Source organism: Companilactobacillus zhachilii, from assembly GCF_003606365.2.
Classification (GTDB): domain Bacteria; phylum Bacillota; class Bacilli; order Lactobacillales; family Lactobacillaceae; genus Companilactobacillus; species Companilactobacillus zhachilii.
The window spans coordinates 1,775,433-1,787,446 of the sequence record NZ_CP031933.2; the positions used below are offsets into that span (position 1 = coordinate 1,775,433).

Genomic DNA, 12,014 nt, shown 5'->3' on the forward strand with positions numbered 1-12,014 from the left:
ACAATTTTATTTAAGATCGTCGAATGAAACCCATTCATCAGTAGCAACACGACGCATATGAAGTCCATTAATTGTAGCAACTCTATCCGTATACCAGGCAGTATTTGGAGACAAAGCACGGTCAGTAACTTGCTTACCAGTTGATGTATAAAGTTTTGCCTGTCTTCTAGTTGTTATAGTAGTAACGTCTGGATAAACTTGAACACTATCTTTTTCAGAGATCCATTCATTATTAGCAACACGATAGTATGTTGTACCATTAACGCTCATTTCTCTGTCAACTTTCCAAATTGATGTCTTTGGCAATGCAGCTGTTGATGTAGCTTTACCGTTATCATCATATACTTTGGCATTAACCGATGGTGAGAATGTTGCGTCATAATATTTACCTGGAGCTGTAGTTGCTGGCTTTTGATTATTTTGGCTATTAGAATCATTTGTGCCATTTCCGAGTGTCACAACAACATCCTTTTTAGCTACTTCAGTTGTAACTCCCTTATTATCGACATAATCTTGTAAAAAGTCATTTCCGGTCAATTGACCTTCAGCTGTATATCTCAAAGAAGTGTGGAATGTTACACTTTTTCCATTTTGTAACATGTGATTAATTCCCTTTGGATTCAAATTCCCAGAAACACTACCATCACTTACAGTAGCATTCATAATTACATGATAATGACGATTACTAAAGAATAAATTACTTTGATCTGCATTATCATTAAAGTGAGTGAATAAATCATCTTTATTTACATTTTCAGCATTAAATAAATCAAAAATTGAACTATCAGGTGTTAACTCTTGTGGTGTAATACTCCAAATATTATTAGTTCCTATACCCCAGTAAAGTTCCTCATCTTCTTTAGAAATAAGTGCGCTTTCATTTATAGTAACGTTACTCTTAACTTGACCTAACCATTTTTGAACGTCAGCTTGATTAACCCCACTAGCTGCGTCAGCCTTAACAGTAGTTTCTGTAGCTGAACTCATGGCTGGCATTGCGATTGGTGCGACGGCCAACAAAGTAGCAGCAGTAATCCCCATATACTTAATCATTTTCTTCAAAATCGTATCCTCCGATAACATTTAATTTACGAATAAATATTAGCAAACTCATGCGTCACTATTTGGCAAAACTCAGGAATTTAGAAAATTTCTCAAAAAAATTTTTATGAGCAGAAAAAATACCATAATTTAGCAAATTTTTGTTCAATTAATAACTAAAAAAACAGACCTTATCAAAACTGATAAGATCTGTTTTTAAAATAATATTATTTGGTAGCTTAAGCATCAACACTAGCGGTCTTTTTACCATGTTTACGTTCATATCTGTCATACAGAATGAAGCCAACAAGTCCGAAGACAACTGGTCCAATAAGTGTCCAAAGAGCATCTGTGTAAGCACCCTCCATGATTGGTTGGATCACTGTGAAGATAATTGCGAAAGCTAGAACTAAGAAGACAATGGATGTAACTGTCCACATAGCTTTTTTATTTTTATAGAATAAATATGGTTTTTCAATATCTTTATTCAAGTTAAAGAATGGATATGCCCCTACTAAGAACAAGTAAGGTACGGTTGTTGAAACGTTGGCCATCAATGTCAAAACATTATAAAGTGCTTTAGCATTTTTACCACCCATATCAACAACTAAAATAAGAACGATAACAATAATAGCTTGTACCCACATTGCATAAGCAGGCATACCATGTTTATTTAACTTAGTAACCTTTTCAGGCCAGAAATCTTTTGGTGTACCCAAAACGAAAGACTTCAATGGTGAGTAGATCAAAACAAAGAATGCACCCATATAAAGGATGAACATATCAAAACCAGTAAAACGAGCTAGCCATTCACCTAATGAAATAGCTGCTGCACTTCCTAATCCGATATGAGTACCAAAGGTATAACCAAGGTTACTCATCATAACATAAGTAATATTACCCAAGTTAACGTTACCTTTGGAAACAACTGAATTCCAGTTGGCACTCATTGCCCAGCAAAGAATTGTTAGTGAATAAAGCACTGTAATTGCAATTGCTGAAATCAAAACACCACGTGGGAAATCTCTCTTAGGATTCTTCATACTATCAGTGACACCACCGACAGATTCCATACCACCATATGCAAAGATTGCATAAACGATAAATGAAACCATCCCGATTGGTGATGCAAAGGCTGGATTAGCTGAATGAATAAATGTATCTAATCCGTGAATTGGTTCTGCAGTGTGAAAGCCTGACATGAACAAAACTGCCAAGCTCAAAACGAAGAACAAAACTTGTAAAACAATCATCATAATTCCACCAAAGTTAGAAACTTTAGCGATTTTATCCATACCTTGAGTTGCTGTATAAGTAACAAAGACAATCCAAAGTGCAGCTAGAACACCGATAACTTGCGTTGCTGAAAGTCCCAATAAACTCCAAGTTTGCGTTGTATCATGTCCAGCAAACATTGTTGATAGAGGAATCCAAACTTTTGAAGAAGTTGATACTAGCCAAACTTCCCAAGAAGCTAGCCACATAAATGTACCGATAAAGGCCCATTTAGCACCCACTGCTCCGTCGATCCAAGAATAAATTCCACCTTTTGCTTCGTTAAAAGCAGAACCATATTCTGCCATCATAAATCCTGCTGGTAGGAAGAAGAATACCGCAGCGAATACATACCATAAAATACTTGCTAAGCCCATCTGTTCGTAAGCAACAGTTGTGTTAGCGAATCCAAAGATTGCCGTAAAAATCATCATTATTAAACTAAATAATGTGATTGTTTTTGTCGGCGCATTACCATCATCCATTTTATAAAACCCCTCATTTAATTTTCAATGTACATTTATAATTTCTATAAATTCATATCTGTCTTAAAGTTTAGAGGTGAAAAATCAGTCGAGTCCGTAATTAATTGAGCAATTAGCTCTTTATAGCCATCAAGAGAAATTTTAGCCATTTCAAATGAAGCTTCGGTTAAATAATTAGGTAATTTATCATCATCTTTGCTCAAGGCTTCCCGATCAAAATCATTTAACTTCTTGCGAAGTGTGATATTGATGTCCTTTTGCTTGGCTTGGAAATCTTTTCCAAGTTCTTTGTAATGACCATCTAACAAAACTCCGGCCAATTTATAAGTCCAATAAGCTGACTTACTGTCATATGGTAGTTCACCAAGTTTATACTCATCAGGAGTATCGGTCATCCCCATATAGAATGGCACATAAATACTCTGTGATGCGACACCCATGGCTAACCATTGAACACAGGCAATTTCAGGGGCCATATTAGGTCTGATCTGCAAGACGTGTGACTCCTGAGTTTTAGCTAAACTAATTGGACGATAACGTTTACTATTAGCTGACTTATTCAAAGGATCGAACTCGGTCTTTTGATAATGAGATGCTAAGTAGTCTTGTGCGTCATCAACACTCAACAAGCGATTGGCTTTCTTAATGAATTCCAAATCTTCACTCTCAGGACTCTCATCTGTCTTACCCGAAAATTCTTGTTGACCCCACCAAACACGGGGCGTGCTGTAAATCTCATCAGATAAATCATGTGTTCCAAAGATTTCTCTGAAGTTAAAACTATTAGGTCTAGCATTCAAGTGATTCTCAGAAACAAACTTTTGAATATCTTTTTGATATAAGAAGTTGTCTGAATCATTGAAATCAATTTCTTGAATTGCTAGTTGGTTGGCTACCACGGCGTAACTATCGTCGGGGATACGTTGCGCTACCCAATAGTGACCTGATCCACTTTCGAAGTACCAAACTTCATCTTTATCAGAGAAAAGTACCCCATTAGTTTCACAAGTTCCATAATCTTCAATAATTTTACCTAGTCTTAAAACACCTTCCCGAGCGGTTTTGACATATGGTAAAACAACTGTGATCATAGCTTCTTCGCCAATACCATTTTCATCAAGAGGATCAACGCCTAAGACACGTTGGTTTGAATAAGCACTTTCAGTCGCACTCATACCAACACCATATTCGTTAAAACCATCCTCTTCAAATAATCCTTCTTTGAAGGTCCATTCAGGAGTGGCAGAATATTTATATCGTATTTTAGGCAGCTCCATTTGAAAGTCATTGGCTTTAGAAACGAATTTTTGATCATCAGTAAATTCTTTATGTTCATGAATAACAAAGTGCTTGGGCCAAGATGGCTTGGCGTCTTCGTTTCTTCCGATAATGGTTGAGCCATCAACGGTTGCTTTCTTACCAATTAAAATACTAGTACAAGCTGATAATGAACTTTTGTTATATTCTAATGCCATACAATCACCTACTTAAATTTTACTGCGGTACCATATGCTGCAACTGTCTCCATGTCTGCACTGATAGAATCCGAGTCAAAACGCATCATTACCACCGCGTCAGCTCCCATGTCCATGGCATTTTTACGCAAACGCTCAATTGCAATATCACGAGCCTCAGTTAGTAGTTCTGTATAAGCCTTGATCTCTCCACCAACAATGTTTTTGAATCCAGCACCGATATTCTTGACGACATTTTTCGACTGAGTTGTTAAACCAAAAACCTCACCGATAATTTCGTAGTCACGTCCTGGTACATGTTCAGTTGTAGTCACTAATATCTCGCTCTTCTCCATTGATTCACCTCACAAAAATAATTATTTCACTCCATTACATAATGTAACACATTTGCCCTATATTATGGTCATATCTTGAGAAAATTTGAGCAATAATTTTGACATTTTGTTGGAATTGTAAAATCTGCTGTTTCCTTGTGGTTGTAGGGATAATTGGTATAGATATTTTTATAAATTTTATAATAATGTCATTAATTGATAAATATCTCTCATGAAGTTTTTATTATATTTTTGCTATACTTAACTTAGATAATTGCATTGGAGGTAATCAATTTGAGACATCAAAAAAGAGCTAGTTCGAAACACAAACAAATTTTAACTTTAGCAATTATTGGCTTGCTTTTTTTAATCGTTGGTTCTTTTGCCCTTTTGTCTTTCAAATCATTTCAAGAGAAAAACAATGAAGTTTCAGTGACGATTAAAATCCCTAAGGAATACACCCAAGCACTAAAACACGCAAAAAACTATTCAGAAGTTATGTACATGTCTAAAGCCGAAATCTCCAAACAACTAAAAATTGATTACTCAAATAAGGCCACACAATATGCCTTAAAACATCTAAAAGTTGACTACAATCGCAACGCCTTAAAAAGGGCACAAGAATACGCTGAATCACAAAACATGTCTCGACAAGCGATTCACAATCAGTTGATCAACAAAAATACTTTTTCCGTCAAACAAGCACAGTATGCTGCCGATAACGTCCAAGCTGATTTTAACTATAATGCTTTGGTTACGGCTAGGAAATATCAACGTGATCTGGGATTGTCACCAGCTAAGATTCGTGAGATTTTAATCTCTGATGACAATGAAAGTTTCACTCGGGAACAAGCTGATTATGCAATTGAACATTTGAATGATTGAAATAAATTAAATTAATTATTTTGAATGCTATTGACAATATACGTAATCTTTTATAACATTTTACTGTTAATGGGCATTCGCCAAATGGTAAGGCAGCGGACTCTGAATCCGCAATTTATTGGTTCGAACCCAATATGCCCAATTGAAGAACTTCTATGTAATCCTATATGTTGCTAAATGGCGGTATATAGGCATTCTTACAAATTTAGTTTTCTATGAATATCAATGAAATTCAACCAAACCGGACCCTTAAATGTGTCCTAAAAAAATATTGCGTGGGAGCAAATTTTAAGCTATCAGTCATAACCGACTGGTAGTTTTTTTAAATACATAATCAATATTATCAATGTAATACATTATACTAAAAAATAATAAGGGAATTTATGTCATGAAAAAAACTTATAATGGCAAGCACACAACGATGACTTTAGAAATCAATAAACCAACAAAAGCGTATCAATGGCTAATAATAATTTTATTAATTCTTAGTATGGTATATTTATTCATAAGATAAACAACATTAGGAGATAAATAATGAAATTAATTTATCCAATAGTAATAACCCAAACTGCTGATAAAGCAGTTCCCTATCTTGTAGAAATTCCTGATTTCAATGGTAAAACTCAAGGAACCTCTATTTTTAACGCCATTCAGATGGCACGAGATTATATTAATTTGAAAGTAACAGACTTAGAAGATAATCATAAACCAATACCAGATTCTAATTACTATTTGCCCAGTATAAACAAACCCGATATTGCAACTCTTATTGATGTTGACACTACAAAATATAGTAAATTCGAATGATAGAAACTTTCAGGTATCTTTAAATTGACATAGCCACAAAATTTATATAATATTCTTTTTAGGAAAGGACGGATAGACCGTTCGCTAAGTTTTTAGCTAGTCTACTAACTTGGTTATAAGCATCACAAAAAACCGACACAGTGAAAAACTGCAGTCGGTTTTTTGATTCCAATCGAATTGGACCTTTTAAATCTATCTAAGTGAAAGCAACAAAATCATCGCAACAATCACAAACAAACAGATTTTCAAATTATGACGATTACGAATTGAAACAATAATTTCTTCATCCCCATTAAACAATTGTGTTCTCACTGGCCAGAAAACACGGACAACATATAATAATGCCATGATCAATAATAATACTTCTAAAGTAACTAAAACCATCATACAAAGATAACCCCATTCGTTAAGATATTTCATAAGTATAGCTTATTGTTTTTATAATTTTAAGGTTATCTATATTGTTATTTGATATACTCAAAAATAATTAATTCAATTCTATCAAGACAAATTAAAAACCACCCTGATTTTCACCAAGATGGTTCCCATTAAACAAACTAATTAATCTTTTTTCCACCCTTATGTTGTGCATCTAAAATGCTAATCGCCTTATCCAATGACTCAAAAATATCGGTGTTCAACAATTCCATAATTGGACTGAGACGACTATATTCATGTGACATCAAATTCTTATTAACTTGTTGATCATTCAAACGGCGCAACTTCAAATTGTAATCCATGAGGGCATTGATACGAATTTTGGCATCATCTAATTCACATAACACATCGTCAATTTTGTCTAAATCGTAAGTTCTAGTACCCTTATCAGTTTTATTTTCCACTGTTTTATCCTCTTTTATATACATTATTTTCAACATGATTCTCTGAAAAAACTTTAAATCACCATAGCCTCCTCCCACTTTGGTCTACACCATTATTTTAGTATCTTTTACTATTAAAGACAGCATTTTGTCCAAATTGTATATATTATTTTCTTGTATTTTGATAACGAAAGATTAATTAATTCCATTAATATATATTTCATTTATATTTTAGTATATACGAAATATTTTCAGAAATTATCATCATGTGTTACACTTATCTAGTTTTTCCAAAACAATAACTTAAAAAGGAGCTATCAATTACCACATGCATTTATCTACTATTGAGAAACGTAATTATTTGATTGGCTTTGTTTTCATAATTTTTATGGTAGCAAGTGCCACATTTCTAAACGATATGGAAATCATTCTTCCAGAAATTGGGGCCTTAACTGCAGGGACTTGGATTTATCAAAATGGCGGTTGGATCAATCAACCCACGAAAATCTTTTTAGCACCTTCAGGTACGGCTATCATTGGCTTTGTAATCAACCAATTATCTATTACGTATGCAGAAAAAGTGTTGTTGGGATTACTGTTGATGCTTATTTTACTACGCGTGCTTCATTCAAACTTAGCACCATCGTTTGCGACCGGGCTACTACCTATCATTATTAATGCCACCCACTGGTCATTTATCGTCGCTATTTTATTGTTCACGTCATTTTTGATGATTGGCGTTTTCCTACAAGGTCGTTACAAACATACCAATCCCAGTGAACCTATTCGAAATGAACATATGGTTATTTTCACAATTATGGCAATAGTTTGGGTCGGCGCTGTTTGGTTCTTCGGATTCTCACAAATGGCCGCTATTCCACCAGTCATGGTTGTTTTCTTCGAAGTTTTGCAAAAAGAGAATTATGGCTGGCGAATGGCAAGTAAACACTTTATTGCACTCGTTGGAGCTGCCACAATTGGGGTATTAGTTCATTTAGCAATTGCTTCATGGTTACTTTCAGCTATCATTTCATTACCAGTAGTATTTGTTTTATTACAAATCTTAAAAATCAAATTACCCGCTGCCTTTGCCTTTCCACTTCTAGCTTTAGTTTTACCATCAAGCATGTTTCATATGTTGCCAATCACAGCTATTATCGCTTCAACCTTTTTCTTAGGAACAATTGTTTTATTAAAGAAATTTGTGACTCCATATAAAGTAAGTTCAGAAACCAACGACTAAAACGTTTTAAGTAAAATATATTTTTTAGCTAAATTAAATGGCTCCAGCAGCAATCCAAAATCGATTACCGCTGGAGCCATTTATGTTATTTCACTTGTACAGCCAGCTATTTTACAATCTCCAAGTCAATCATCGACTGCGCTGTTGCAATGATGGCAGTCTTAGCTGAACGTGGTTGCCATCCCAACAATAACTTGGCCTTTTCATTACTAGTTTCAGCATATTCATCAACGATTGAAGCTATCATTCGCAATTGGGGTTGGAAAAATGCTGCCGTTTTGACAATAAAGTTTGGTAACAATTTTGTAGGCAACTTTTTCGCATACTCTGGAAAAGCCTCTCTTAAAATATCAGCTACTTCCATCATGGACAAAGTTTCACCTGTTGTCGCTAAAAATCTTTCACCATTAGCCTTAGCAGAGGTCATAGCCAAAATATGTAAACTTGCTACATCTCGAACATCCACATACCCAGAATCTATCTTAGGTAAAGCGTTAATTTTACCTTCTAGCATTTCTTGAATTTGAATATTGGAATGTGAATACTTGGCAGAAAGGACTGGTCCCATGACTCCCACAGGATTGACTGCTGCTAATTCTAACCCTTGACCTTCTGTTTTAATGAAGTTCCATGCAGCCATTTCTGACATTGTTTTAGACTTTTGATATGGATGAATATTCTCAGCGTTCAAATTAGTCCAATCCTTTTCTGTATAAGGTGTTGCTCGATTTTTATGGCCAGCAAAAATGGCACCATAAGCCGAAGTCAGAACAACACGTTTTACACCATTATCACGAGCAGCTTTCAAAACTCGTAAAACACCATCAACCGCAGGACGAATCATTTCAGCTTCATTTTTAAAATTCAACTTAGGCGTTGGCGAAGCAACATGAATCACGTAACTTGCTCCGGTCATTGTCTCTTCCCAGTTAGCATCAGAGTTTAGATCAGCCAATGAAAGTGATAAATTGGAAAAGTCAGTGATTCCACCGTTCGTTAACATTTCCTTAACAACTTCTTTTTTAGTCTGAGAACGGATGGTTGTTCTAACCGCATAGCCCTGTTCGAGTAATTGCAAAATAATATGAATCGCTATGAATCCACTACCACCTGTTACGACAACTAATTGTTTTTTCATAATAATCTCCTTGGGAATCATTGATTTATTTAACTAACGTTTCACTTGTAACTCATGTGTTGTATATTAATAGCTAAGTAATCAATGCTCAAGTAAATCAGGAGCATCTGTGACAAAAAGGAGAAATTGTAATGGCAGCTACAGATCATTCCCAACAAATCAAACAGGATTCTCAAGAATATTTAATCACAGCATTATTACAACTACTACAAACAACCAACTTAAATGACATCAAGGTCACACAAGTGGTTAAAAAAGCGGGTGTAAGTCGTATGGCATTTTATCGCAACTTTGAAACCTTAGAAGACGTTTTAATTGCTTACTTCAAGCCCAAAATTGATGCTGAATTTAAACTAGTTATCAATCGAGTTCCCCAGAATGAAAAGATGACTGCTTTAGGAGAATTTTTTTCAGAAATATCAAATACAATGGCTCTAGCAGTTAAAAGAAATTACGAATTTATTATCCAAAATATTTTCAATGAGAATATGACGAATTTCTACGATGTAGTCCTGAATTGGAATGATTTTTCACCGATTCAACGTAAGTATTGGACTCGCTTTATGAGTGCTGGTGTCTATGCAATTTGGCGTGAGTGGCTCGTTGGCGGTCAAAAGGAATCACTTAATGATATCCATACTTTGATTGCCGATTTTCAAACTGCAACTTTAAAAGCTTTGGAAAATGAAAAACATAGATAGCAGATAATGTCGTGTGAATATAACTCAGGAAGTGAATCAAAATAAAAAGCCCCACAACCTAAAATCAGATTGCAGGGCTATTAGTTTTAATAATCTAAAGCTAAAATTTTTTGGTTGGTTTTCTACGTTATCTTTTTTACTACAAATGAAACAATTGCAACCAACACAATTGCACCAATCAGTGAGGGGAAAACTGCCATACCGGCCAATTTCGGACCCCATGAACCTAAGATACCTTCACCAAAACTTGAACCAATGATCCCGGCAACGATATTACTGATCCAGCCCATTGACTTACCATTATTAGTTACTGCTCCTGCAATAGCTCCAATGATTGCGCCAACAATTAAGACCCATAACCAATGCATATTTGTCTCCTCCTTTTTTTATTTATAACTAAATTTTAATAAATTCCAGAAGATTTTTCACCAAATATGATAATCTAAAAAAATAGGGCTATGACATAACTACCTTTATCATACTTTCAGGTTGTTTCTTTAGTATTATTCACCTGGGTCAATACGATCGATGATTGCTCTAGCATCATCAGTTGTCTTAGTCTGCATCAAGTCGTTTCGAATAGCTGAAGCACCCTTCATCCCTCGAACGTAGATCTTAAAGAAACGTTGTAGTGGCGCAAAATGACCTGGAATCCCTTTAGCAACAAACTCATCATAAAGATCTAATTGATAACGCAAAAGATTCAATAACTCATGACTAGAATGTTCCTTTGGCTCTTTTTCAAAAGCATAGGGATTCATGAAAATTCCTCGGCCAATCATAATTCCATCTACTCCAGGATGTTCTTGCGCTAATTTGATCCCTGCTTGATAGTCAGCAATATCACCATTAATTTGTAATAACGTATCTGGAGCATATGCATCACGCATTTGTACCAGCTGATCAATTAATTCATAGTGAGCTGGAACTTTACTCATTTCTTCACGCGTTCTAACATGAACGGTCAAAACTGGCACTTGTTGTTTCAAAAGAAAAGGAATCCAATTTTCAAATTCCTCAACTTCACTATAACCAATGCGAGTCTTGACACTAACTGGTAACCCACCTTGGCGAGCGCCTTCAATAATCTCTTTAGTTGTATCAAAATGACGAATCAAATCACTACCACTATGATTCTTGATAACCGCAATATCTGGACAACCAGTATTGATATCAATGGCTTCATAACCTTGTTTAGCTACCTCTTTAGCAGCCTTGGCAAAATCTTCACCTGAGTTACCCCACAATTGAACGATTGGCTTGGGGTTTTCTTCAGGGTCAATATATAAGCGTCCCTTAGTTGTTTCTTTGGCTAAAGGATGCGTAATACTCAAAGCGTTAGTAAATTCAGTATAAAAAACATCTGGTGCAGCAGCTTTCATAACGACACGACGAAAAACTGAACCCGTTACAGCTTCCATTGGTGCCAAACTAAAGAAAGGACGATTTTCTTTCTTAGCCTTCTCTGCGATGCGATTCCAGTAAACTGACTGGGTCACATTCTCACTTCCAATCAAAATTAATTACAATACTAATTACTATACCGATTAAGTCGACTCATTAGCAAGTATTTCGCCTGCTTTCAATGATATTTATTGCCATGTATCATTATTATTTCAACTGAATTTATAATATTACATGTGATGCCAACCGATTTTTTGATTTTGATTTTATTGTTTTTACATCCTAATACTCCAGTCATGGATGACATAATAGTATTCAAATTATTGATTCAAAAATAAAACATAAACTAGCCGGAAAGAGCAAGAAATTTAATTAGCACCACAAGTTTTCAATATATATAATATTGCAATATTACTGACTTATCT

General features: G+C 35.0%; 13 protein-coding genes and 1 tRNA gene. 5 read left to right on the top strand and 9 right to left on the bottom strand.

Annotated features, from left to right (window positions below; genetic code table 11):
* Window positions 1-6: 6 nt before the first annotated feature.
* From D1B17_RS08075 to D1B17_RS08090, 4 genes are all read right to left on the bottom strand, one after another.
* On the bottom strand, window positions 7-1,053 hold the full coding sequence (locus D1B17_RS08075) for an SLAP domain-containing protein (protein ID WP_240704474.1): 1,047 nt from the start codon (window positions 1,051-1,053) through the stop codon (window positions 7-9).
* Window positions 1,054-1,280: 227 nt separating this feature from the next.
* The gene (gene yjeM / locus D1B17_RS08080) at window positions 1,281-2,801 is read right to left on the bottom strand and encodes a glutamate/gamma-aminobutyrate family transporter YjeM (protein ID WP_120142175.1); all 1,521 of its coding nucleotides are present in this window, start codon (window positions 2,799-2,801) and stop codon (window positions 1,281-1,283) included.
* Window positions 2,802-2,845: 44 nt separating this feature from the next.
* A complete protein-coding gene (locus D1B17_RS08085; RefSeq protein WP_120142174.1) occupies window positions 2,846-4,276 on the bottom strand; it encodes a C69 family dipeptidase in 1,431 nt (476 codons plus the stop codon).
* Between the two features lie 8 nt (window positions 4,277-4,284).
* A complete protein-coding gene (locus D1B17_RS08090; protein WP_120142173.1) occupies window positions 4,285-4,611 on the bottom strand; it encodes a heavy metal-binding domain-containing protein in 327 nt (108 codons plus the stop codon).
* A 273-nt stretch (window positions 4,612-4,884) separates the two neighbouring features.
* On the opposite strand from D1B17_RS08090, the gene D1B17_RS08095 reads away from it, so the two are divergent.
* The 3 genes from D1B17_RS08095 (at window position 4,885) to D1B17_RS08105 (ending at window position 6,282) form a co-directional block, all read left to right on the top strand.
* Window positions 4,885-5,475 (top strand): Ltp family lipoprotein, encoded by a 591-nt coding sequence (locus D1B17_RS08095; RefSeq protein ID WP_137432119.1) that lies wholly within the window; start codon window positions 4,885-4,887, stop codon window positions 5,473-5,475.
* Between the two features lie 70 nt (window positions 5,476-5,545).
* Window positions 5,546-5,617, top strand: a tRNA-Gln gene (locus D1B17_RS08100).
* Between the two features lie 392 nt (window positions 5,618-6,009).
* A complete protein-coding gene (locus D1B17_RS08105) occupies window positions 6,010-6,282 on the top strand; it encodes a type II toxin-antitoxin system HicB family antitoxin (protein ID WP_120142171.1) in 273 nt (90 codons plus the stop codon).
* A 192-nt stretch (window positions 6,283-6,474) separates the two neighbouring features.
* Here D1B17_RS08105 and D1B17_RS08110 read toward each other — a convergent pair whose 3' ends face one another.
* Together D1B17_RS08110 and D1B17_RS08115 are read right to left on the bottom strand one after the other, a co-directional pair.
* Window positions 6,475-6,702, bottom strand: a complete 228-nt coding sequence (locus D1B17_RS08110; protein ID WP_166806649.1) for a hypothetical protein — start codon at window positions 6,700-6,702, stop codon at window positions 6,475-6,477.
* 137 nt (window positions 6,703-6,839) lie between these two features.
* Window positions 6,840-7,124 (bottom strand): hypothetical protein, encoded by a 285-nt coding sequence (locus D1B17_RS08115; RefSeq protein ID WP_120142169.1) that lies wholly within the window; start codon window positions 7,122-7,124, stop codon window positions 6,840-6,842.
* A 307-nt stretch (window positions 7,125-7,431) separates the two neighbouring features.
* Here D1B17_RS08115 and D1B17_RS08120 point away from each other — a divergent pair, with 307 nt between their 5' ends.
* Window positions 7,432-8,346, top strand: a complete 915-nt coding sequence (locus tag D1B17_RS08120; RefSeq protein ID WP_120142168.1) for a hypothetical protein — start codon at window positions 7,432-7,434, stop codon at window positions 8,344-8,346.
* A 106-nt stretch (window positions 8,347-8,452) separates the two neighbouring features.
* Here the strand turns inward: D1B17_RS08120 and D1B17_RS08125 are convergent, their stop codons facing one another.
* The gene (locus D1B17_RS08125; protein WP_120142167.1) at window positions 8,453-9,484 is read right to left on the bottom strand and encodes an SDR family oxidoreductase; all 1,032 of its coding nucleotides are present in this window, start codon (window positions 9,482-9,484) and stop codon (window positions 8,453-8,455) included.
* A 131-nt stretch (window positions 9,485-9,615) separates the two neighbouring features.
* Here D1B17_RS08125 and D1B17_RS08130 point away from each other — a divergent pair, with 131 nt between their 5' ends.
* On the top strand, window positions 9,616-10,185 hold the full coding sequence (locus D1B17_RS08130) for a TetR/AcrR family transcriptional regulator (protein ID WP_120142166.1): 570 nt from the start codon (window positions 9,616-9,618) through the stop codon (window positions 10,183-10,185).
* Between the two features lie 122 nt (window positions 10,186-10,307).
* Here the strand turns inward: D1B17_RS08130 and D1B17_RS08135 are convergent, their stop codons facing one another.
* Both D1B17_RS08135 and D1B17_RS08140 read right to left on the bottom strand, forming a co-directional pair.
* Window positions 10,308-10,553, bottom strand: a complete 246-nt coding sequence (locus D1B17_RS08135; RefSeq protein ID WP_120142165.1) for a GlsB/YeaQ/YmgE family stress response membrane protein — start codon at window positions 10,551-10,553, stop codon at window positions 10,308-10,310.
* 135 nt (window positions 10,554-10,688) lie between these two features.
* The gene (locus D1B17_RS08140; protein WP_120142164.1) at window positions 10,689-11,684 is read right to left on the bottom strand and encodes a tRNA dihydrouridine synthase; all 996 of its coding nucleotides are present in this window, start codon (window positions 11,682-11,684) and stop codon (window positions 10,689-10,691) included.
* Window positions 11,685-12,014: the final 330 nt, after the last annotated feature.

Bases quoted from the DNA above. Each gene is read 5' to 3' on its own strand.
- D1B17_RS08125 (WP_120142167.1), bottom strand. From the start codon at position 9,484: ATGAAAAAACAATTAGTTGTCGTAACAGGTGGTAGTGGATTCATAGCG.
- yjeM (WP_120142175.1), bottom strand. From the start codon at position 2,801: ATGGATGATGGTAATGCGCCGACAAAAACAATCACATTATTTAGTTTA.
- D1B17_RS08085 (WP_120142174.1), bottom strand. From the start codon at position 4,276: ATGGCATTAGAATATAACAAAAGTTCATTATCAGCTTGTACTAGTATT.
- D1B17_RS08110 (WP_166806649.1), bottom strand. From the start codon at position 6,702: ATGAAATATCTTAACGAATGGGGTTATCTTTGTATGATGGTTTTAGTT.
- D1B17_RS08075 (WP_240704474.1), bottom strand. From the start codon at position 1,053: ATGATTAAGTATATGGGGATTACTGCTGCTACTTTGTTGGCCGTCGCA.
- D1B17_RS08120 (WP_120142168.1), top strand. From the start codon at position 7,432: ATGCATTTATCTACTATTGAGAAACGTAATTATTTGATTGGCTTTGTT.
- D1B17_RS08135 (WP_120142165.1), bottom strand. From the start codon at position 10,553: ATGCATTGGTTATGGGTCTTAATTGTTGGCGCAATCATTGGAGCTATT.
- D1B17_RS08130 (WP_120142166.1), top strand. From the start codon at position 9,616: ATGGCAGCTACAGATCATTCCCAACAAATCAAACAGGATTCTCAAGAA.
- D1B17_RS08090 (WP_120142173.1), bottom strand. From the start codon at position 4,611: ATGGAGAAGAGCGAGATATTAGTGACTACAACTGAACATGTACCAGGA.
- D1B17_RS08105 (WP_120142171.1), top strand. From the start codon at position 6,010: ATGAAATTAATTTATCCAATAGTAATAACCCAAACTGCTGATAAAGCA.